Origin of the sequence: Pseudomonas sp. KB_15 (assembly GCF_052114525.1) — a bacterium.
In the GTDB taxonomy this organism is placed as follows: domain Bacteria; phylum Pseudomonadota; class Gammaproteobacteria; order Pseudomonadales; family Pseudomonadaceae; genus Aquipseudomonas.
The window spans coordinates 591,724-613,472 of the sequence record NZ_JBFREX010000003.1 but is presented as its reverse complement, the minus strand read 5'-3'; the positions used below and the strand labels follow the sequence as shown (position 1 = coordinate 613,472).

At 59.2% G+C, this 21,749-nt stretch carries 19 protein-coding genes and 1 pseudogene; 16 read left to right on the top strand and 4 right to left on the bottom strand.

Features of this window, described 5'->3' with window-relative positions:
* Positions 1-8: 8 nt before the first annotated feature.
* From AB4Z35_RS07040 to glmS, 13 genes are all read left to right on the top strand, one after another.
* Positions 9-881 carry a ParB/RepB/Spo0J family partition protein gene (locus AB4Z35_RS07040; protein WP_102700984.1) on the top strand — a complete coding sequence of 291 codons (873 nt, stop codon included), beginning with the start codon at positions 9-11 and terminating at the stop codon, positions 879-881.
* Positions 882-1,029: 148 nt separating this feature from the next.
* Positions 1,030-1,437: a F0F1 ATP synthase subunit I gene (locus tag AB4Z35_RS07035; protein ID WP_007985054.1), complete on the top strand. Its 408-nt coding sequence runs from the start codon at positions 1,030-1,032 to the stop codon at positions 1,435-1,437.
* A gap of 16 nt (positions 1,438-1,453) precedes the next feature.
* On the top strand, positions 1,454-2,323 hold the full coding sequence (atpB, locus tag AB4Z35_RS07030; RefSeq protein ID WP_442096438.1) for a F0F1 ATP synthase subunit A: 870 nt from the start codon (positions 1,454-1,456) through the stop codon (positions 2,321-2,323).
* Positions 2,324-2,456: 133 nt separating this feature from the next.
* Positions 2,457-2,714, top strand: a complete 258-nt coding sequence (gene atpE / locus AB4Z35_RS07025; RefSeq protein WP_003097235.1) for a F0F1 ATP synthase subunit C — start codon at positions 2,457-2,459, stop codon at positions 2,712-2,714.
* Between the two features lie 58 nt (positions 2,715-2,772).
* The gene (locus AB4Z35_RS07020) at positions 2,773-3,243 is read left to right on the top strand and encodes a F0F1 ATP synthase subunit B (RefSeq protein WP_007934339.1); all 471 of its coding nucleotides are present in this window, start codon (positions 2,773-2,775) and stop codon (positions 3,241-3,243) included.
* 12 nt (positions 3,244-3,255) lie between these two features.
* On the top strand, positions 3,256-3,792 hold the full coding sequence (locus tag AB4Z35_RS07015; protein ID WP_008002325.1) for a F0F1 ATP synthase subunit delta: 537 nt from the start codon (positions 3,256-3,258) through the stop codon (positions 3,790-3,792).
* A gap of 21 nt (positions 3,793-3,813) precedes the next feature.
* Complete coding sequence (gene atpA, locus AB4Z35_RS07010) at positions 3,814-5,358, top strand: F0F1 ATP synthase subunit alpha (protein ID WP_008045678.1); 1,545 nt, start codon at positions 3,814-3,816, stop codon at positions 5,356-5,358.
* Positions 5,359-5,408: 50 nt separating this feature from the next.
* The gene (gene atpG / locus AB4Z35_RS07005; protein WP_007934344.1) at positions 5,409-6,269 is read left to right on the top strand and encodes a F0F1 ATP synthase subunit gamma; all 861 of its coding nucleotides are present in this window, start codon (positions 5,409-5,411) and stop codon (positions 6,267-6,269) included.
* Between the two features lie 27 nt (positions 6,270-6,296).
* A complete protein-coding gene (atpD, locus tag AB4Z35_RS07000; protein ID WP_008002330.1) occupies positions 6,297-7,676 on the top strand; it encodes a F0F1 ATP synthase subunit beta in 1,380 nt (459 codons plus the stop codon).
* A 45-nt stretch (positions 7,677-7,721) separates the two neighbouring features.
* Positions 7,722-8,147 carry a F0F1 ATP synthase subunit epsilon gene (locus AB4Z35_RS06995; protein ID WP_007985046.1) on the top strand — a complete coding sequence of 142 codons (426 nt, stop codon included), beginning with the start codon at positions 7,722-7,724 and terminating at the stop codon, positions 8,145-8,147.
* Positions 8,148-8,260: 113 nt separating this feature from the next.
* On the top strand, positions 8,261-9,628 hold the full coding sequence (glmU, locus tag AB4Z35_RS06990) for a bifunctional UDP-N-acetylglucosamine diphosphorylase/glucosamine-1-phosphate N-acetyltransferase GlmU (RefSeq protein WP_442096437.1): 1,368 nt from the start codon (positions 8,261-8,263) through the stop codon (positions 9,626-9,628).
* A 215-nt stretch (positions 9,629-9,843) separates the two neighbouring features.
* On the top strand, positions 9,844-10,620 hold the full coding sequence (locus tag AB4Z35_RS06985; protein ID WP_442096436.1) for a DeoR family transcriptional regulator: 777 nt from the start codon (positions 9,844-9,846) through the stop codon (positions 10,618-10,620).
* 1 nt (position 10,621) lies between these two features.
* The gene (glmS, locus tag AB4Z35_RS06980) at positions 10,622-12,454 is read left to right on the top strand and encodes a glutamine--fructose-6-phosphate transaminase (isomerizing) (RefSeq protein ID WP_442096435.1); all 1,833 of its coding nucleotides are present in this window, start codon (positions 10,622-10,624) and stop codon (positions 12,452-12,454) included.
* Positions 12,455-12,499: 45 nt separating this feature from the next.
* Here the strand turns inward: glmS and AB4Z35_RS06975 are convergent, their stop codons facing one another.
* From AB4Z35_RS06975 to AB4Z35_RS06960, 4 genes are read right to left on the bottom strand one after another with little or no spacing between them, the layout of a single operon-like run.
* Positions 12,500-13,525 (bottom strand): DUF2955 domain-containing protein, encoded by a 1,026-nt coding sequence (locus tag AB4Z35_RS06975; RefSeq protein WP_442096434.1) that lies wholly within the window; start codon positions 13,523-13,525, stop codon positions 12,500-12,502.
* A complete protein-coding gene (locus AB4Z35_RS06970; RefSeq protein WP_442096433.1) occupies positions 13,515-14,627 on the bottom strand; it encodes an HlyD family secretion protein in 1,113 nt (370 codons plus the stop codon). Before AB4Z35_RS06970 ends, AB4Z35_RS06975 begins: the two co-directional genes overlap by 11 nt.
* On the bottom strand, positions 14,620-16,131 hold the full coding sequence (locus AB4Z35_RS06965) for an efflux transporter outer membrane subunit (RefSeq protein WP_442096432.1): 1,512 nt from the start codon (positions 16,129-16,131) through the stop codon (positions 14,620-14,622). The genes AB4Z35_RS06970 and AB4Z35_RS06965 overlap by 8 nt, the downstream gene beginning before the upstream one ends.
* A 14-nt stretch (positions 16,132-16,145) precedes the next feature.
* Entirely contained in the window at positions 16,146-17,303 is a 1,158-nt protein-coding gene (locus AB4Z35_RS06960; RefSeq protein WP_442096431.1) for an AI-2E family transporter, read from the bottom strand.
* A gap of 585 nt (positions 17,304-17,888) precedes the next feature.
* Between AB4Z35_RS06960 and AB4Z35_RS06955 the strand changes: the two genes are divergently transcribed.
* From AB4Z35_RS06955 to AB4Z35_RS06945, 3 genes and pseudogenes are all read left to right on the top strand, one after another.
* A complete protein-coding gene (locus AB4Z35_RS06955; protein ID WP_442096430.1) occupies positions 17,889-18,791 on the top strand; it encodes a LysR family transcriptional regulator in 903 nt (300 codons plus the stop codon).
* Positions 18,792-18,918: 127 nt separating this feature from the next.
* On the top strand, positions 18,919-19,545 hold the full coding sequence (locus AB4Z35_RS06950) for a glutathione S-transferase family protein (protein ID WP_442096429.1): 627 nt from the start codon (positions 18,919-18,921) through the stop codon (positions 19,543-19,545).
* Positions 19,546-19,608: 63 nt separating this feature from the next.
* Positions 19,609-21,633, top strand: a pseudogene (locus AB4Z35_RS06945) (pyridoxamine 5'-phosphate oxidase family protein); the annotation flags it as partial.
* Positions 21,634-21,749 lie beyond the last annotated feature (116 nt).

Here is a 21,749-nt window from a genome sequence, read left to right as displayed (position 1 = left end):
GAATCCCCATGGCCGTCAAGAAACGAGGTCTCGGACGTGGACTGGATGCTCTGTTGAGTGGTCCGACTGTCAGCTCGCTGGAAGAACAAGCGGCGCAAGCCGATCAGCGTGAGCTGCAGCACCTTCCCCTGGATCTGCTCCAGCGCGGCAAATACCAGCCGCGTCGTGACATGGATCCGCAGGCGCTCGAAGAACTGGCGCAGTCGATCAGGGCCCAGGGCGTCATGCAGCCCATCGTGGTTCGCCCGATCGGCAGCGGCCGCTTTGAAATCATTGCCGGCGAACGCCGCTGGCGCGCCAGCCAGCAAGCCGGGCAGGAAACCATCCCGGCGATGGTTCGCGATGTACCCGATGAAACCGCGATCGCCATCGCGCTGATCGAGAACATCCAGCGCGAAGACCTGAACCCGATTGAAGAAGCGGTGGCCCTGCAGCGTTTACAGCAGGAGTTCCAGCTGACCCAGCAACAGGTGGCCGAGGCAGTGGGCAAGTCCCGGGTGACCGTGGCTAACCTGCTGCGCCTGATTTCCTTGCCGGAAGTCATCAAGACCATGTTGTCCCACGGCGACCTGGAAATGGGTCATGCCCGCGCTTTGCTCGGTTTGCCGGAAAATCAACAGGTTGAAGGGGCGCGACATGTTGTCGCACGCGGACTGACCGTGCGCCAGACTGAGGCACTGGTTCGCCAGTGGTTGAGTGGCAAACCGGAGCCTGTTGAACCGGCAAAACCGGACCCGGATATCGCTCGTCTCGAACAGCGCCTGGCCGAGCGCCTAGGCTCTGCGGTGCAGATTCGCCACGGTAAGAAGGGTAAAGGGCAGTTGGTGATTGGTTACAACTCCCTCGATGAGCTTCAAGGTGTACTCGCACATATCCGCTGAAACATTTCCTCATGTAGCGTGCAGACGGAAATCACTACCTGACAGTTGAATAGGGGCAGAACCGCCCCTATACTCTGCGCGCATTTTGTCGGCACAAATTATGCCAAGTTATTGAATTTCGGCAGCCGACCATTGGAGAGTAAAAGTGATGGAAACCCGCACGCCAAACCGCTTGCCGTTCCATCGCCTGGCAGTTTTTCCGGTGTTAATGGCTCAATTTGTCGTTCTGCTCATTGCCGCTTTGGCGCTCTGGCAACGGTATGGAGTCGTTGCCGGGTACTCGGGACTTTGCGGGGGCCTGATAGCCTTGCTTCCCAATGTTTATTTCGCTCACAGGGCATTTCGGTTTTCCGGCGCCCGGGCAGCTCAAGCCATCGTCCGGTCATTTTATGCCGGCGAGGCGGGCAAACTGATTTTGACGGCGGTGCTTTTTGCATTGACGTTCGCAGGTGTGAAGCCATTGGCGCCGCTAGCTGTATTCGGCGTCTTCGTGCTGACCCAACTGGTCAGCTGGTTCGCTCCCCTGCTGATGAGAACAAGACTTTCGAGACCTTAGGGCGTTTGAGGCAACCATGGCAGAAACAACCGCTTCGGGCTATATCCAGCACCACTTGCAGAACCTGACCTTCGGTCAGCTCCCTACCGGCGGCTGGGGCTTTGCCCACACCGCAGCAGAAGCCAAGGAAATGGGCTTCTGGGCTTTCCACGTCGATACCCTCGGCTGGTCGGTCGCATTGGGTCTGATCTTCGTTCTTCTTTTCCGCATGGCGGCCAAGAAAGCGACTTCGGGTCAGCCAGGTGCTTTGCAGAACTTCGTTGAAGTTTTGGTCGAATTCGTCGATGGCAGCGTGAAAGACAGCTTCCATGGCCGTAGCCCGGTGATTGCACCGCTGGCACTGACCATCTTCGTCTGGGTGTTCCTGATGAACGCCGTCGACCTGGTACCGGTCGACTGGATTCCTCAGCTGGCCATCCTGATCTCCGGCGACCACCACATCCCGTTCCGCGCCGTGTCGACCACCGACCCGAACGCTACTCTGGCCATGGCCTTCACGGTGTTCGCGCTGATCATTTTCTACAGCATCAAGATCAAGGGCCTCGGCGGCTTCATCGGCGAGCTGACCCTGCACCCGTTCGGCAGCAAGAATATTTTCCTTCAGGCTTTGCTGATTCCGGTGAACTTCCTGCTGGAATTCGTGACCCTGATCGCCAAGCCTATCTCCCTGGCTCTGCGTCTGTTCGGCAACATGTATGCCGGCGAGCTGGTGTTCATTCTGATCGCTGTGATGTTCGGCAGCGGCCTGCTCTGGCTGAGCGGCCTGGGCGTTGTTCTGCAGTGGGCGTGGGCTGTGTTCCACATCCTGATCATCACCCTGCAGGCGTTCATCTTCATGATGCTGACCATCGTCTACCTGTCGATGGCGCACGAAGAAAACCATTAAGACCAGTCTCGACTAGTCTGATGTCCTTCCCGGTCAAACGGGAAGGGGCTCTTCACGGGGCCTCTGAAACGATTTGTTTTACCGCTTTAATCTAAAAAACCTAAACCATACGACGTAAAAGTCGGGAGGAAAGATGGAAACTGTAGTTGGTCTAACCGCTATCGCTGTTGCACTGTTGATCGGCCTGGGCGCACTGGGTACCGCAATTGGTTTCGGCCTGCTGGGCGGCAAGTTCCTGGAAGGCGCAGCGCGTCAGCCAGAAATGGTTCCAATGCTGCAAGTTAAAATGTTCATCGTTGCCGGTCTGCTCGACGCCGTAACCATGATCGGTGTTGGTATCGCTCTGTTCTTCACCTTTGCGAACCCGTTCGTTGGTCAAATCGCTGGCTAATTACTCGGATCTTCCGGGTAATTTGGTGTGATGGACAACGTAACTGCGAGGTGTTGGCGTGAACATTAATGCGACCCTGATTGGCCAGTCCGTTGCGTTCCTGATTTTTGTACTGTTCTGCATGAAGTTCGTATGGCCTCCGGTCATTGCGGCACTGCACGAACGTCAAAAGAAGATCGCTGATGGTCTGGACGCTGCCAGCCGAGCAGCTCGCGACCTGGAGTTGGCCCAAGAGAAAGCGGGTCAGCAACTGCGCGAAGCGAAAGCTCAGGCAGCTGAAATCATCGAGCAAGCCAAGAAACGCGGTAATCAGATTGTCGAAGAGGCTGTTGAAAAAGCCCGTGTCGACGCTGACCGTGTGAAGGTTCAGGCTCAAGCCGAGATCGAACAGGAACTGAACAGTGTCAAAGACGCGCTGCGTGCCCAAGTGGGCTTGCTGGCAGTCGGCGGCGCCGAGAAGATCCTGGGTGCCACAATCGATCAAAACGCGCACGCAGAGCTGGTTAACCAACTGGCTGCTGAAATCTAAGCGAGGGCGATCATGGCAGAACTGACCACGTTGGCCCGACCTTACGCTAAGGCGGCCTTCGAGCACGCTCAGGCCCACCAGCAACTGGCCAATTGGTCAGCCATGCTCGGCCTGGCAGCACTGGTGTCGGAAGACGACACCATGCAGCGTGTGCTCAAGGCCCCGCGACTGACGAGCGCAGAAAAGGCCGCCACGTTCATTGACGTGTGCGGCGACAAGTTTGATGTGAAGGCACAGAACTTCATCAATGTCGTTGCCGAAAACGACCGTCTCCCGCTGTTGCCGGAGATCGCCGCTCTGTTCGACCTGTACAAGGCCGAGCAAGAGAAGTCGGTAGACGTTGAAGTGACCAGTGCTTTCGCATTGAACCAAGAACAGCAAGACAAACTCGCCAAGGTTCTCAGTGCACGACTCAACCGGGAAGTGCGCCTGCAAGTTGCGGAGGACGCTGCCCTTATTGGTGGTGTCGTCATTCGCGCCGGCGACCTGGTTATCGATGGCTCGATTCGCGGAAAAATCGCGAAACTTGCCGAAGCATTGAAATCTTGAGTTTGAAGGGGCAGCAGAGCAATGCAGCAACTCAATCCTTCCGAAATAAGTGAAATTATCAAGGGCCGCATCGACAAGCTCGATGTGACCTCCCAAGCCCGTAACGAAGGCACTGTCGTCAGCGTATCTGACGGTATCGTGCGGATTCACGGTCTGGCCGACGTAATGTACGGCGAGATGATCGAGTTTCCGGGCGGCGTCTTCGGTATGGCCCTCAACCTGGAGCAAGACTCCGTAGGTGCCGTTGTATTGGGCGCATACCAGTCTCTGGCTGAAGGCATGAGCGCCAAGTGCACTGGCCGCATCCTGGAAGTTCCGGTTGGTAAGGAACTGCTGGGTCGCGTAGTCGACGCACTGGGTAACCCTGTTGACGGCAAAGGTCCACTGGGCAACACCGAGACCGACGCGGTCGAGAAAGTTGCTCCAGGCGTGATCTGGCGTAAGTCGGTAGACCAGCCTGTACAGACTGGCTACAAGGCTGTCGATGCCATGATCCCTGTCGGCCGTGGCCAGCGTGAGCTGATCATCGGTGACCGTCAGATCGGTAAAACCGCTCTGGCGATCGACGCGATCATCAACCAGAAAAACAGCGGCATTTACTGCGTCTACGTAGCGATCGGTCAGAAACAATCGACCATCGCCAACGTGGTTCGCAAGCTGGAAGAAAACGGCGCCCTGGCCAACACGATCATCGTGGCTGCCAGTGCTTCGGAATCTCCTGCGCTGCAATTCCTGGCACCGTACTCCGGTTGCACCATGGGTGAATTCTTCCGCGACCGCGGTGAAGACGCGCTGATCGTTTATGACGATCTGTCCAAGCAAGCAGTGGCTTACCGCCAGATTTCCCTGCTGCTGCGCCGTCCACCAGGCCGTGAAGCTTACCCAGGCGACGTGTTCTATCTCCACTCCCGTCTGCTGGAGCGCGCATCCCGCGTTTCGGAAGAGTACGTAGAGAAGTTCACCAACGGCGCAGTGACCGGCAAAACCGGTTCCCTGACCGCACTGCCGATCATCGAAACCCAGGCTGGCGACGTTTCCGCGTTCGTTCCGACCAACGTGATTTCCATCACCGACGGTCAGATCTTCCTGGAATCGGCCATGTTCAACTCGGGCATCCGTCCTGCAGTGAACGCCGGTGTTTCGGTATCCCGTGTGGGTGGTGCCGCTCAGACCAAGATCATCAAGAAGCTGTCCGGTGGTATCCGTACCGCTCTGGCTCAGTACCGTGAACTGGCGGCATTCGCCCAGTTCGCTTCTGACCTGGACGAAGCGACCCGTAAGCAACTTGAGCATGGTCAGCGCGTTACCGAGCTGATGAAGCAGAAGCAATACGCACCAATGTCGATCGCCGACATGGCGCTGTCGCTGTATGCCGCTGAGCGTGGGTTCCTGACTGACGTTGAAATCGCCAAGATCGGCAGCTTCGAACAAGCGCTGATTGCTTTCTTCAACCGCGATCACGCCGACTTGATGGCGAAGATCAACGTGAAGGGTGACTTCAATGACGAAATCGACGCTGGCATGAAAGCCGGTATCGAGAAGTTCAAGGCCACCCAAACCTGGTAAGCCGCAGCGGGAGCCGCAAGGCTCCCGCTTGCTAACCTGATAGGTGTTACATGGCAGGCGCAAAAGAGATTCGCAGTAAGATTGCGAGCATCAAAAGCACGCAAAAAATTACCAGCGCCATGGAAAAAGTGGCGGTCAGCAAAATGCGCAAGGCACAAATGCGCATGGCTGCTAGCCGTCCTTATGCGGAGCGCATCCGCCAGGTTATTGGCCATCTGGCCAACGCTAACCCGGAATATCGCCACCCGTTCATGATCGACCGTGAAGTAAAGCGCGTCGGTTATGTCGTAGTGAGCAGTGACCGTGGTCTGTGTGGTGGCTTGAACACCAACCTGTTCAAGGCTTTGGTCAAGGACATGGCGGTAAACCGCGAAAACGGCGTCGAGATCGATCTGTGTGTAGTGGGTAGCAAGGGTGCGGCCTTTTTCCGCAACTTCGGCGGCAACGTCGTAGCAGCTATCAGCCACCTGGGTGAAGAGCCGTCGATCAATGACTTGATCGGCAGCGTCAAGGTGATGCTGGATGCCTACCTGGACGGCCGTATTGACCGCCTGTCCGTGGTATCCAACAAGTTCATCAACACCATGACGCAACAGCCTACCGTGGAGCAATTGATTCCACTGGTGGCAACCCCGGATCAGGAACTCAAGCACCACTGGGACTATCTCTACGAACCGGATGCCAAAGAGCTGCTTGACGGCTTGATGGTCCGCTACGTTGAGTCGCAGGTCTACCAGGCGGTGGTCGAGAACAACGCGGCTGAACAAGCTGCGCGGATGATCGCGATGAAGAACGCTACCGACAACGCCGGTGATTTGATCAGCGATTTGCAGCTGGTCTACAACAAGGCGCGTCAGGCTGCGATCACCCAAGAGATCTCGGAAATCGTCGGCGGCGCTGCCGCGGTTTAACGGTTCAAATATTCAGAGGATCCAGCTATGAGTAGCGGACGTATCGTTCAAATCATCGGCGCCGTTATCGACGTGGAATTTCCACGCGACAGCGTACCGAGCATCTACAACGCGCTGACAGTACAAAGCGCGGCCGGGACCACCCTGGAAGTTCAGCAGCAGCTGGGCGACGGCGTGGTTCGTACCATTGCGATGGGTTCCACCGAAGGCTTGAAGCGCGGTCTGGAAGTTACCGACTCTGGCGCAGCCATCTCCGTACCGGTCGGTAAAGCGACTCTGGGCCGGATCATGGACGTTCTGGGCAACCCGATCGACGAAGCTGGCCCTATCGCCACTGAAGAGCGTTGGGGCATTCACCGTCCAGCGCCTTCGTTCGCTGAACAAGCAGGCGGCAACGACCTGCTGGAAACCGGCATCAAGGTTATCGACCTGGTTTGCCCGTTCGCCAAAGGCGGTAAAGTCGGTCTGTTCGGTGGTGCCGGTGTAGGCAAGACCGTAAACATGATGGAACTGATCCGTAACATCGCCATCGAGCACAGCGGTTATTCCGTGTTCGCCGGTGTGGGTGAGCGTACTCGTGAGGGTAACGACTTCTACCACGAGATGAAGGATTCCAACGTTCTGGACAAAGTGGCACTGGTTTACGGTCAGATGAACGAGCCGCCGGGTAACCGTCTGCGCGTAGCTCTGACCGGCCTGACCATGGCCGAGAAGTTCCGTGACGAAGGTAACGACGTTCTGCTGTTCGTCGACAACATCTATCGTTACACCCTGGCCGGTACTGAAGTATCCGCACTGCTGGGCCGTATGCCTTCGGCAGTAGGTTACCAGCCGACCCTGGCTGAAGAGATGGGCGTTCTGCAAGAACGTATCACTTCGACCAAGGAAGGTTCGATCACTTCGATCCAGGCGGTATACGTACCTGCGGATGACTTGACCGACCCGTCGCCAGCGACCACCTTCGCCCACTTGGACGCTACCGTCGTTCTGTCCCGTGACATCGCTTCCCTGGGTATCTACCCGGCGGTCGATCCACTCGACTCGACTTCGCGCCAGCTGGACCCGAACGTGATCGGCCAGGACCACTACGACACCGCTCGCGGCGTTCAGTACGTTCTGCAGCGTTACAAAGAACTGAAGGACATCATTGCGATCCTGGGTATGGACGAGCTGTCGGAAGCCGACAAGCAGTTGGTAAACCGTGCTCGTAAGATCCAGCGCTTCTTGTCGCAGCCGTTCTTCGTGGCTGAAGTCTTCACCGGTGCATCGGGTAAATACGTTTCCCTGAAAGACACCATTGCTGGCTTCAAAGGCATCCTCAACGGTGACTACGACCACCTGCCAGAACAAGCGTTCTACATGGTTGGCGGCATCGAAGAAGCGATCGAGAAAGCCAAGAAACTGTAATCCCGGCGCCCGGCAACGGGCGCTAATTTAGGTTGAGGCAATCAGATGGCTATGACAGTCCATTGCGATATCGTCAGCGCGGAAGGAGAAATCTTTTCCGGGCTGGTCGAGATGGTGATTGCGCACGGTGCACTGGGTGATCTTGGTATCGCCCTGGGTCACGCGCCGCTGATCACTAATCTGAAGCCAGGTCCGATCCGCCTGGTCAAGCAGGGCGGGGAAGAGGAGGTGTATTACATCTCCGGTGGTTTCCTCGAGGTTCAGCCGAACATGGTCAAGGTTCTTGCCGACACCGTGCAACGTGCTGCCGACCTGGACGAAGCCGCAGCTTTGGAAGCCGTTAAGGCTGCCGAGAAAGCCTTGCATGAGCGAGGCGCGGAATTCGATTACGGTTCTGCTGCCGCACGTCTGGCCGAGGCTGCAGCTCAGCTGCGCACCGTCCAGCAGATCCGCAAGAAGTTCGGCCACTAAGGCTGCACTTGTTGTGTGATTGATAAAAAAGGGTAGCCTCGGCAACCCATTTTTCTTTTCCGATTTTTACAACCTGGTCGCAGCCGCTGACCACCCAGGATTGGTAGCCAGTCATGTCTCTTGAAATCGTTATTCTCGCTGCTGGCCAAGGCACGCGTATGCGTTCAGCTTTGCCGAAAGTTTTGCACCCGATTGCCGGCAACTCCATGCTCGGCCATGTTATCCACAGCGCCCGGCAACTTGATCCACAGCGCATCCACGTGGTGATCGGTCATGGTGCCGATGCCGTGCGCGAACGCCTGGCGGCGGATGACCTGAACTTCGTTCTGCAGGATAAGCAGTTGGGTACCGGTCACGCCGTTGCTCAAGCCGTGCCGTTCATTCAGTCCGACACCGTACTGGTGCTCTATGGTGATGTGCCGTTGATCGAAGTCGATACCCTGCAACGTCTGCTCAAGCAGGTGGGGCCAGAGCAATTGGCCTTGCTGACCGTCGAGCTGGATGACCCGACCGGTTACGGCCGCATTGTTCGTGATGTGCAGGGCAAGGTCTCGGCCATTGTCGAGCAGAAAGATGCCAATGAAGCCGAGCGCAAGATCACCGAAGGCAATACCGGCATTCTGGCGCTACCGTTTGCCCGTCTTGGCGACTGGATGAGCCGACTCTCCAATAACAACGCCCAGGGCGAGTACTACCTGACCGACATCATTGCCATGGCAGTGAGCGATGGTCTGGTGGTGGCCACCGAGCAACCGCACGACGCCATGGAAGTGCAGGGTGCCAATGACCGCAAGCAGCTTTCCGAACTGGAACGGCATTATCAATTGCGCGCCGGTCGTCGTTTGATGGCTCAAGGTGTGACACTGCGCGACCCGGCTCGTTTCGACATTCGCGGTGACGTCACGGTTGGCCGCGACGTGCTGATCGATATCAACGTGATCCTCGAAGGCAAGGTCATCATCGAAGACGACGTGGTGATCGGCCCGAACTGTGTGATCAAGGACAGCACCCTGCGCAAAGGCGTGGTCATCAAGGCCAACAGCCATATCGAAGGTGCCATTCTGGGTGAAGGCAGCGATGCCGGCCCGTTCGCGCGTCTGCGTCCAGGTACCGTGCTGGAAGCCCGGGCGCATGTGGGTAACTTCGTCGAGTTGAAAAACGCGCACCTGGGCGAAGGCGCCAAGGCCGGTCACCTGACTTACCTGGGCGATGCCGAAGTCGGGGCGCGCACCAACATTGGTGCTGGCACCATCACCTGCAACTACGACGGCGCCAACAAGTGGAAAACCGTGTTGGGCGAAGATGTGTTCATTGGTTCCAACAACTCGTTGGTGGCGCCTGTGGATATCCTCGCCGGTGCGACCACGGCGGCCGGCTCGACCATTACCTCGACTGTGGATAAATCCCAGCTGGCCATCGGCCGTGCTCGTCAGAAAAACATCGACGGCTGGAAGCGGCCGGAGAAGGTCAAGAAAGGCTGAGTTATCCACAACTCCCTTGTAGGAGCGAGCTTGCTCGCGATGGACGTGAACGATGACGCATTCTTTCTGGAAAAATGCGTAGCTCTCTTATTTCTCGCGAGCAAGCTCGCTCCTACAAGTTATCCACAGCTCTTTTTGTCGCATGGCGCTTGACGAAGTTTCGCCGATAGGTTTTGATTGCTTCCGTTATCTTTCGAATCGAAACTTACCAGCTCATGTCGAAGCGCAACACACCTCAGCGTCGTCACAACATCCTCGCCTTGCTCAATGAGCAGGGCGAAGTCAGTGTGGATGAGTTGGCCAAGTGCTTCGAAACGTCGGAAGTTACGATTCGCAAGGATCTGGCGGCACTTGAAAGCAATGGCCTGTTGCTGCGTCGTTACGGCGGGGCGATCACCATGCCTCAGGAACTGGTCGCGGACCTTGGTCAGCCGGTTTCCAAATACAAACAAGCCATCGCCCGTGCCGCCGTCGCGCGGATTCGCGAGCATGCGCGCATCATTATCGACAGTGGCAGTACCACCGCCTCCATGATCCCGGAACTCGGCCAACAACCCGGCCTGGTGGTGATGACCAACTCGCTGCATGTCGCCAATGCCCTGAGCGAACTTGAGCACGAACCGGTGCTGTTGATGACCGGTGGTACCTGGGACCCGCATTCCGAGTCCTTTCAGGGGCAGGTCGCCGAGCAGGTACTACGCTCCTACGACTTCGACCAGTTGTTTATCGGGGCCGACGGCATCGATCTGGTTCGCGGTACAACCACCTTCAACGAACTGCTCGGACTGAGCCGGGTCATGGCCGACGTCGCCCGCGAAGTGGTCGTGATGGTGGAGGCCGACAAGATCGGCCGCAAGATTCCCAACCTGGAGCTGCCATGGAGCAGTGTCCATACCCTTATTACCGATGAACGCCTGCCGCTTGAGGCTCGCGATCAGATTCAGGCCCGCGGCATCACTTTGATTTGCGCGGCTGTCAGTCAGGAGAAATAGCATGTGTGGAATTGTCGGCGCAGTCGCAGAACGTAACATCACCGCCATCCTCGTCGAAGGCCTGAAACGTCTCGAATACCGTGGGTATGACAGCGCTGGCGTGGCGGTCTACACCAACGATGAAAAACTCGAGCGCCTGCGTCGTCCGGGCAAGGTCAGTGAGCTGGAGCAGGCGTTGGCCGCCGAGCCGCTGGTCGGTCGGCTGGGCATTGCCCACACGCGCTGGGCCACCCACGGTGCACCGTGCGAGCGCAATGCTCACCCGCATTTCTCCGGTGACCTGGCGGTGGTGCACAACGGCATCATCGAAAACCACGAAGCCCTGCGTGAACAACTCAAAGCCTTGGGCTATGTGTTCACCTCGGACACCGACACTGAAGTCATCTCCCACCTGTTGAACCACAAACTCAAGGATCTGCGCGATCTGACCGTGGCCCTCAAGGCGACCGTCAAAGAGTTGCACGGTGCTTACGGCCTGGCGGTGATCAGCGCGCAGCAACCGGATCGCCTGGTAGCGGCCCGCAGCGGCAGCCCGCTGGTGATCGGCCTGGGCCTTGGGGAAAACTTCCTGGCATCCGACCAGTTGGCCCTGCGTCAGGTCACCGACCGTTTCATGTATCTGGAAGAAGGCGATATCGCTGAAATCCGCCGCGACAGCGTGCAGATCTGGGACGTTGACGGCCAGGCTGTCGAGCGCGAAGCCGTGCAGTATCGCGACGGCGCGGAAGCCGCTGAAAAGGGCGAGTTCCGCCACTTCATGCTCAAGGAAATCCACGAGCAACCGTCCGTGGTGCAGCGCACGCTGGAAGGTCGCTTGAGCCAGAACCAGGTACTGGTACAGGCATTCGGCCCACAGGCGGCCGAGCTGTTCGCCAAAGTGCGCAACGTACAGATCGTCGCGTGCGGCACCAGTTACCACGCCGGCATGGTCGCGCGTTACTGGCTCGAAGAGCTGGCCGGCATTCCTTGCCAGGTCGAAGTCGCCAGCGAATTCCGCTACCGCAAGGTGGTGGTGCAGCCGGACACCTTGTTCGTGACAATTTCCCAGTCCGGTGAGACCGCCGACACCCTGGCCGCGCTGCGCAACGCCAAGGAACTGGGCTTCCTCGCCAGCCTGGCGATCTGCAACGTCGGCATCAGCTCGCTGGTGCGTGAATCCGATCTGACCCTGTTGACCCAGGCCGGTCGCGAAATCGGTGTGGCTTCGACCAAAGCGTTCACCACGCAATTGGTTGGCCTGTTGTTGCTGACGCTTTCCCTGGGCCAGGTTCGTGGCACTTTGGCCAAAGGCGTCGAAGCGACGCTGGTCGAAGAACTGCGTCGTTTGCCAACCCGTCTGGGCGAGGCGCTGGCCATGGACGGCACCGTGGAAAAAATCTCCGAGCTATTCGCCGAGAAACACCACACGCTGTTCCTCGGCCGTGGCGCGCAATTCCCGGTGGCGATGGAAGGGGCACTCAAGCTCAAGGAAATCTCCTACATCCACGCTGAAGCCTATCCGGCCGGCGAGCTCAAACATGGCCCGTTGGCGCTTGTGGATAACGACATGCCAGTGGTGACCGTGGCGCCGAACAACGAGCTGCTGGAGAAGCTGAAGTCAAACCTTCAGGAAGTCCGCGCCCGTGGTGGCCAGTTAATCGTTTTCGCTGACGAGAAGGCCGGCATGACCAACGGTGAAGGCACTCACGTGGTGCATATGCCGCACATCCACGACATCCTGTCGCCGATCCTCTACACCATCCCGCTGCAGCTGCTGTCGTACTACGTCGCCGTACTCAAAGGCACCGACGTTGACCAGCCGCGCAACCTGGCGAAATCGGTCACAGTGGAATAAGTTATCCACAATGAAAAACCCCCTTTTCAGGGGGGGTTTCTGTTTCTAGGTGGACTGAATTCGCCGTTGCCGCCGCGTGTCGAGCAAATACACCATCGCACAGGCATACAAGGTCACCAGTATGAACAGGCCCATGCGAATGGCGAAGGCGGTGTAGACGTCCTTGCCCGCTGCGCTGTCCTGTACCGATTGGCCGAGCAGAATGATCAGGGTCGCCAGGCTGTTGAGCCAGAAACTCGGTGGTTGTCGGGTTTTGGCCAGGCCGTAAAGTTTTCTGGCCACCAGCAGGCCGAACAGCAACATCCACAGAAAGAACATCCACAGGTTGACGAACAGGCTCAACGCGCACCAGAAAAGGATCGCCATCAGGCCGCCGAGCAGGGTTGAGCCGAGCAATTCCTGGCCGGCGGTGCGGGCGCTGGTCGCGCAGCTTTGTTGGCCGAGGCTGACGGCTTTCATGATGATCGGCAGGTAGCTGGCCGGGTCGACCATGGCCAGCAGGAAAGTCGGCAGCACCACCAGCGTGGCCCGTAGGGCCAGCCAACCGCTTTCGGTGGGAGAAAGACTCGGGCCGGGTTTTGCTGCGGGGGCACTGGCGGGGTCGGGAAACAGCCAATGGCTGATGGTCAGTGTCGTGACGGCCAGGAACAGTCCCTTGACCAGGGCCACGATCACCTCCAGTGCCAGGGCGAATTCAGCGGTTCCGGCCGCACTGATCAAGGTCAAGCCCACCACCAGGAACGTCGCCACCAACGGGTTGCCGCCGCGCAGGCCGTAACCAAACGCCATGAACAGGCACAGCCCGACCAGCAACACGCCGCTAAGCGGGTAGTAACGCAGCAGAGGAATGAGCAGCAGGCCGGTCCCGGTGGTCAACATCAGGATCAGGATCAGACCCAGGCTGGCCTTGAACGGCAACGGTCGGTTCATTGCCGCCAGCATCATCAGCGCCAGCATCGGCGCGAGGAAGGGAATGGGCAGGGCCAGACCGAAGCTCGCCGCCAGGCACAGCGCCGTGCCGAAGCCCAGGCGCAGGGCGCGCTGAACCCGGGCTGGGCGCTCAATACGCATAGGACATCCAGCTCATCAGACGCAGGAACAGGCGACCCGGAATATTCAGCGGGTTACCTTCACTCGGGAACGCCATGACTTCGGCTTGCCCGCCGGACCGGATACCTTGTGGGCTGGTCAACTCACCGGGCTCGAACTCGATGATGACCGGAAAGCGCTGGGCAGGGCGTAGCCAATCGCGGCTGTTCTCCACTTTTGGCAGGCTGCCCGGCTGGGTGGTCTGGCCGACATCGACGCCATAGCCGACGCTGCGCACATGGCCTTTGAAAATTTTCCCTGGCAGGGCGTCGAGAACGATGGACACCGGCGTCCCGGGCTGGACGCTTCCCAGGTTGTTTTCGGTCATGTCGGCGCTGATCCAGACATCGTGGATGGCGATCAGAGTCATCACCGGAGCACCGGCGCTGGCGAACTGGCCGACATCGGTGCGCAGATCGGTGATCAGGCCGGCCGAGCGCGCGTGGACCTTCGTATTGCTCAAGTCCAGCTCGGCTTTTTCAAGGTTGCTGGCGGCGCTGAGCATCTGGGCGTTGTCTTCTTCATTACCGCCCTGTTGTTCCCGTGCCCGTTGCACTTCGGCCTTGGCTGCAGCGACCTGGCTGATGGACTCTTCCAGGGTGGCGCGGGATATCTCCAGGCGTCGCAGGGAGATGGTGCCCGGGTCTTCGCGGTACAGGCGTTCAAGCCGCTGGATGTCCTGGCGTGCCTTGAGCTCGTTGGCCTGGGACGCGCGCAGGGACGCTTGCTTGGAGTCGACGCCGGCGGTGTTGGCGCCCACCTGGCGACGGGTCGACTCAAGGTCGGCACGGGCGCGATCGACGGCAATCTGGTACTGCTCTGGATTGACTTCAAACAGCAATTCGCCGGCCTTGACGTCCTGGTTGTTGCGTACATGCACCTTGGTCACCCGGCCCGATACCTCTGCCGCCACCGGCACAATGAAGGCCTGCACCCGTGCTTGTTGCGTGTAGGGCGTGTAGCGGTCGGCCAACAGGTACCAGACCAGGCTCAGGATGATCAGCAACACCACCCAGTTGATCGCTTTTCTGGCCGGGTCGGCGGGCACCGAGGTGTTCTCGACCGGTTGTTGGCTGTCAGTCATGGGCACTTTCCTTCGGTTCGTCGAGCAGATCGCCCCAATCGGTCCGTTGTTGCATTTGTTGGCGGGTGGCCGGGTCGATCATCGGCCGGTCGCTGTACCAGCCACCGCCCAGGGCCTTGTACAGGGCAATCAGGCTGTTGACGGCGGTGCCACGGTTAACCAGGTAGATATCCTGCTGGGCAAACAGGGCGCGCTGGGCATCCAGCACGCGCTGGAAATCCGAATAGCCTTCGCGGTATTGGGCATTGGCCAGGGTTACCGAACGTTCGGCGGCCACCGATGCTTCGCTGAGGATCTGGTCGCGCTCCAGCGCCTTGATCAAGCCGGTCGCGGCATCGTCGGCCTCGCGCGCGGCCTGGCGCACGCTGTCCTGGTAGATAACGATCAACTGCTGCAAGCGGGCATCCTGCACCCGGACGTTGTTGGTGATCCGGCCATGGTCGAAGATGTCCCAGCGCAGACTGGGGCCGGCCACCAGGTCGAGGGTATTGGATGCACCGTTGAGCGAGCTGGCAGACCAGACGATGCTGCCCAGCAGACTGATGGAGGGGTACAGGTCGGTCTCGGCCACACCGATCAACGCCGACTGTGCCGCCACTTGCAACTCGGCAGCGCGAACATCGGGGCGCCGCACCAACAGGTTGGCAGGCACATCCTGCAAGACCGCGGTATCGAGCAGTGGCACCACCCCGGTGTAGCGATCAAGGTCAGGGATCGTGCCGGGTGGCTGGCCGATCAGGGTGGACAACGCATTGCGCAAGCTCGCCACCTGGCTTTCGAAATCCGGGATGGTACTGAGGGTGCCCAGGTACTGGGTCTTAGCTTGTTGCAGATCGAGTTCGGCTTCGGCCCCGCTTTTGAACAGGCGCTCGGTGATCTCGAAGCTGCGCTTTTGCAATGCGGCGTTACTGCGGGCGATGTGCAGGCGCGCCTCGGCGGTGCGCAAGGCGTAGTAGGTTTGCGCCAGCTGCGCGTGCAACAGCACCAGGGCATTTTCATAGTTGGCCTGGGCGGCAAACCAGGACGCGTCGGCTGACTCGATGGCACGGCTGAAACGCCCCCAGAAATCCAGCTCCCAACCAATATCGAAACCGGCGCTGTATTGCCAGAAATGCGTGTCCTGAGGGTTGGCACCGCCCGATTGTCGACGGTTCAGGTAGAGGCTGTCGGCGCTGGCCTGCTGCAATTGCGGGTAGCGTCCACTCAGGGCGATACCCAATTGCGCGCGGGATTCCATGACCCGCAGGCCAGCAACCAGCAGGTCAGCGTTGTGGGCATCGGCTTCGGCGATCAAGTGGTCCAGCACCGGGTCGTCGAACACGCGCCACCATTGACGGCTGTCCGGTTGCACCCGCTTTTGCCCGGCGATTTCCAGGGCCGGGCTGTTCCAGTGTTCGACCCAGGGCTGGGCCGGTGACTGGAAATCCGGGCCCAGTTGCACGCAGCCACCCAGAACGACAGTGCCACAGAGCAGCAGCCGGCTGATGCGAGCAGGGCATGGCATCAAGCGCAAACTCCTCAGACGGGACGCTGATCGTTCATTGCCTCGATTTTCGGAGTCTCGTTCTCCGCGTCGATCTGGGGAGTCTCGTTCAGTACCTCGGCCGACGGTTGGTCCTGGACCCATTGCCAGAACAGTTGGTAGCCCACCGCCAGCGCTACCGGCCCGATGAACAAACCGATGAAGCCGCCGCTCACCATGCCGCCCAGAGCGCCAATCAGAATCACCGGCATCGGGACATCGACGCCACGACCCAGCATCAATGGCTTGAGGACGTTGTCGGCCATCCCGGCAATCAGGCTGTAGATGCCAAACACGATGGTGCCCAAGGTGGTGCCATCGGTGGCGAAGACATAGGCGATTACCGGAAGGGTCACCAGCAGCACCGGTAATTGCATGATCCCCATCAACAGCGCAACCATCGCCAGCAGCCCGGCACCGGGGACGCCCATGAGTACGAAGCCCACGCCGACCAGCAACATCTGAATGAACGCGATGCCCACTACGCCTTGGGCGACTGCACGGATGGTGGCAGTGCACAGCTCGGTAATGCGTGGGCCACGTTCCGGTCCGGAAAGGCGCGAGGTGATGGCCAGGGCGCTTCTTTCACCGTTTTCGCCATAGGCCATGAACACGCCGGCAATGATCAGGGCGCCGATGAACAACAGAAAACCCACACCAACGTCGGCCATTTTGCCCAACAAGGTCAGGCCGATTGACTTGATATAGGGCATCAGCTTCATGAACACGCTGCTCATGTTGGTGGCGGCCTGCATCCAGTAGTCATAGAGCGGCTGGCCAATTAGCGGCAGGGACGCGATTTTTTCGCCGGGTAGCGGAATCTGCAGCGAATCGGACTTGAGGATAGCCAGGGTGCCCTGGATCGACTCACTGATCGAGGTGCCCAGCAGGTAGATCGGCACCATCAACAAAGCCAGGGCGACCACCACGATCAGGGTGGCGGCATGACCGTCCTTGTTGACCAGCTTGCGCTTGATGAGCGCATGCAGTGGATACAGGGTAATGGCCAGAATCAATGCCCAGAGCATGAGGTTGAGGAAGGGGTGAAAGATCTGGAAGCAGAACAGTACCAGCACCGTAATGAGCCCGGCGCGAATCAGTACATCGAGCAAACCACCGGACAGTGCTCTAGCGGGAATGTTAGTGCGCAACATTTTCGAACTCCTTGCTGTGTCACACAGGTTGGCCAGCCAGTTGAAGTTCAACTCTTCCCCCACTACGTGAATCCTGAAAACAGGATCGACGGACAGCCGTCCAAGCGTTAACAGCCCAATTACGCTTTACTTCAAGTCGGGAAAATTTCAACGAGGTACCTACCAAAACTCAATAGGTAACAGGGTGGCTTGTAGTATAGGAGCAGTCGTATATTCCGCCTGTTTACGCAGACCGGCATCGTGCTGCAGTTGATGGTGCCCGCTGATGAGCCTTTACCTGGAGATCGGTTTGACGCAGTGCCAATGGCTCGTTTTTCCTGTCAGGTATTAACCGTTGCAGCAGGCTGGTCCGGATAATTGCGAACAGTTGCACTCGTCGCAAGATAATAATCCTCAATAATTATCAATAATCCGCGGTCCGTTTTTTGAGGTGTGTGACACGCCTGGTTTTTACTGCGCAGGCGCTAGAGTGCAGTAGCCCATTGATTTACTTGATGGTCGGACGCTCAACTATGTTGTTGAACTCTTGCGCTTAACATTCCGGCCTTCGGTTGCGATTTATCTATCTGAAATGAGGACATGCCCATGGACCGCTTCCAGGAAATGCAGGTCTTCGCAGCCGTCGCCCAGGACCAGGGTTTTTCGGCGGCGGCGCGGCGTTTGGGCCTGTCGGCGGCCAGTGTCACCCGAGCGGTGGCGGCGCTGGAGAAACGCATTGGCACGCAACTGCTCACACGTACGACGCGCAGCGTGTATTTGAGTGAGGCCGGTCAGCGATATCTGGAGGACTGTCGGAGAATTCTCGCCGAGGTGCAGGAAGCGGAGGACTCGGCAGCGGGTAGCCATATCCATCCCCGTGGGCAGCTGACCATCACCGCACCGGTTTTGTTTGGAGAGCTGTTTGTCACGCCGTTGATGGTGAGCTACCTGACGCAGTTCCCCGAGGTTTGCATCAACGCGATGCTGGTGGACCGGGTGGTGAGCGTGGTCGAGGAGGGCGTCGATGTGGCCATCCGCATCGGCGAACTCCCTGACAGCAATCAGCATGCGATCCGCGTGGGCGAGGTGCGGCGGGTGATCTGCGCATCGCCACAGTTTCTGGCCAGCCATGGCCGGCCCAGGCATCCACAGGAACTGGCCCAGGCGCCGATCATTGCGACATCGGCCATTGGCCAACTCAGGAGTTGGCCATTCATTGAAGATGGCGAAACCTTGAGTGTGCGGGCTGAACCGCGGCTGGTGGTGACGGCGAATCAGGCGGCCATCACGGCAGCCTGTTTGGGGTTGGGATTCACGCGGGTGCTGTCTTATCAAGTGGCGAGCAAGGTGGCCGCCGGTGAGCTGGAAATCATTCTGGCCGACTTCGAACTGCCGCCATTACCCATCCATGTGGTCTATCAGGGCGGACGTAAAGCGCCGGCCCGGGTGCGCAGTTTTGTTGATTTCGCGGTGAAGACGTTGCGCGAGCATCCAGCGCTCGAGCGTTGAGTTGTTTCACCCAGTGAAATAATGGATTGCGTTTGCTGGTGATTCTGTTGTTTTGGTTGTCAGTGGAAGATACGCCCCATCGGCGCTGCTCTCTCCTGAACAGCACCACTGACCTGAGGTGTCGACCATGCAAGCGATCAAACTCTACAACTTCCCGCGTTCCGGCCACGCTCATCGTGTCGAGTTGATGTTGTCCCTGCTGAAATTGCCGACCGAATTGATCTTCGTTGACCTCGCCAAGGGCGAACACAAGCAACCGGCGTTCCTTGCGCTCAATGCATTCGGTCAGGTGCCGGTGATTGATGACCAGGGCGTGGTGCTGGCCGATTCCAATGCGATTCTGGTTTATCTGGCGCAAAAGTACGGCAATGGTCGCTGGCTGCCGACGGATCCGTTGGGGGCCGCCAAGGTCCAGCGCTGGTTATCGGTGGCTGCCGGTCCGATTGCCTTCGGCCCTGCCCGGGCACGATTGATCACCGTGTTTGGCGCGCCTTACAACGCTGAAGAAGTGATTGCCTACGCCCACACCGTGCTCAAAGTGATCGATCACGAACTGGCCAATACGCCGTATCTGGCTGGCAGCGAGCCGACGGTGGCCGACGTCGCGGCCTACAGCTACATCGCCCATGCGCCCGAGGGCAATGTGTCGCTGGACGAGTACGCCAATATTCGCGCCTGGCTGGCCCGCATCGAAGCCTTACCGGGTTTTGTCGGCATGCCGCGCACCGTCGCCGGTCTGCAAAAAACTGCCTGATGCTGGCGGCCCGGAGTTGCCGGGCCGTACCGTTCTGCGCCACTGGCGCAGGGGAGAAGCCATATGGACCGTTCACCCTGGCATGCCGGCGAGAAACAATTGCAGGCGCATGTAGGCGTTGCCGAACGAATGGAAGTTTTCGGTCGTAAGGTGATTCGCAGCGAGATGCCGGACCAGCATCGCACCTTCTATCAGCAATTGCCGTTCATGCTGTACGGAGCGGTGGATGCCGACGGTCATCCCTGGGCCAGCATCCTTGAAGGCCAGCCCGGTTTCGCACACTCGCCAGAACCGGGCTTGCTGCAATTTCGCAGCCTGCCGACCTTTGATGATCCCGCGCAGTTGAGCGACGGCTCGGCCATCGGCCTGTTGGGCATCGAGTTGCACACCCGTCGTCGCAACCGCATCAACGGGCATGTCCGCGCCATGACCACAGGCGGTTTCGCGGTGACGGTGGATCAGTCCTTCGGCAATTGCCCGCAGTACATTCAGTTGCGCCAGTTTCACTCGGTGCCGCTGGCCGACCCCTCGACGCGTGTCGTCCAGCATTTCAGCGGGCTGGATGATGCGGCCAAAGCCATGATTGCCGAGGCGGACACGTTCTTCGTTGCCAGTTATGTGGATGTCGACGGCGAGCGCTCGGTGGATGTGTCTCACCGTGGCGGTCAGATCGGTTTCGTACAGGTGGAAGGCAATCGCCTGACCATTCCGGATTTCGCCGGCAACCTGCATTTCAACACCTTGGGCAACCTGCTGCTCAATCCCCGGGCGGGATTGTTGTTCATCGATTTCAATAGTGGTGATTTGCTGCAGCTCAGCGGGCGTACTGAAATCATTCTGGAGGGCCCTCAGGTCGAGGCGTTCCAGGGGGCCGAGCGTCTGTGGACAATCGATGTCGAGCAAGTGGTTCGTCGCCCCGCCGCCCTGGCGTTGCGCTGGCGTTTCGACGGCGTTTCACCCACCAGTTTGCTCACCGGCACCTGGGAGCAGGCCACGGCGCGTTTGCAGGCCAAGGCCCTGGGCGATCAATGGCGGCCGTTGCGGGTGACGCGGATTGAAGCGCAAAGCCACAGCATTCGCTCGATATACCTGGAGCCCGCCGATGGAGCCGGCTTGCCACTGTTTCAGGCCGGGCAGCATTTGCCCCTGCGCTTCAACATTGACGGCGAAGTACATATCCGCACGTACAGTTTATCGAGCGCTCCGTCCGATGATTTTTTCCGCATCAGCGTGAAGCGTGACGGGCGGGTGTCTACGCATTTGCATGAGCAGATTCGTGTCGGCGACCTGTTGGAGGCGCGGGCACCGCAAGGGCACTTCACCGTGGCGCCCCATGAGCGTCGGCCACTGGTGTTGCTGGCGGCCGGGGTGGGTATCACGCCGCTGCTGTCGATGCTGCGCGAGGTGGTTTACCAGGGATTGCGCACCCGCCGTATCCGCCCGACGTGGTTTATCCAGAGTTCGCGCACGCAGGCCGACCAGCCGTTTCGCCGGGAACTGGATCGCTTGCTCGAGGACGCCGGTGACGCGGTGCGGGTGGTGCGTTTGCTCAGCCAACCGGAAGCCGAGGCGGTGCAAGGAGAGGACTTCGACCTCAGTGGACGGATCGACGTCGCGCTGCTCAAGGATCTGCTGACGGTCGAGGATTACGATCAGCTGGATTTTGTCGTCTGTGGCCCCGGAAGTTTTACCCAGGCGCTGTACGACGGCCTTCGCGAACTGGACATTCGCGATTCGCGGATTCATGCCGAAACCTTCGGCCCGTCGACCTTGCGCCGGCGTCCGGACCCCGATGCGGTGGTCATCGAGCAACCGCCAGCCGCCACCACGTCCGTACCCGTGGTGTTCCAGCGCTCGGCCAAGGAGGCTCGCTGGCAGCCGGAGGGCGGCAGTTTGCTGGAGTTGGCGGAAAGCCGGGGCCTGCGTCCGGAGTTCAGTTGTCGGGGTGGCTCCTGCGGCACCTGCAAGACGCGGCTGGTCAGCGGTCAGGTGCATTACCCACTGCCGCCAGCCGAGGTGCCGGATGACGGACACGTACTGATTTGCTGTGCGATTCCGGCGCAGGGGGCGCAGCCGTTGGTGCTGGAGCGCAGCAGTCGTAAAATCAGAGTTCGCGGTACGTCAGAGAGATCGTGCAAGCCGGATTTACGACTGCTGCGCAGCCGGACGCAGGCTGCGCCAGCTGCTACAGGATCGGCATTAGC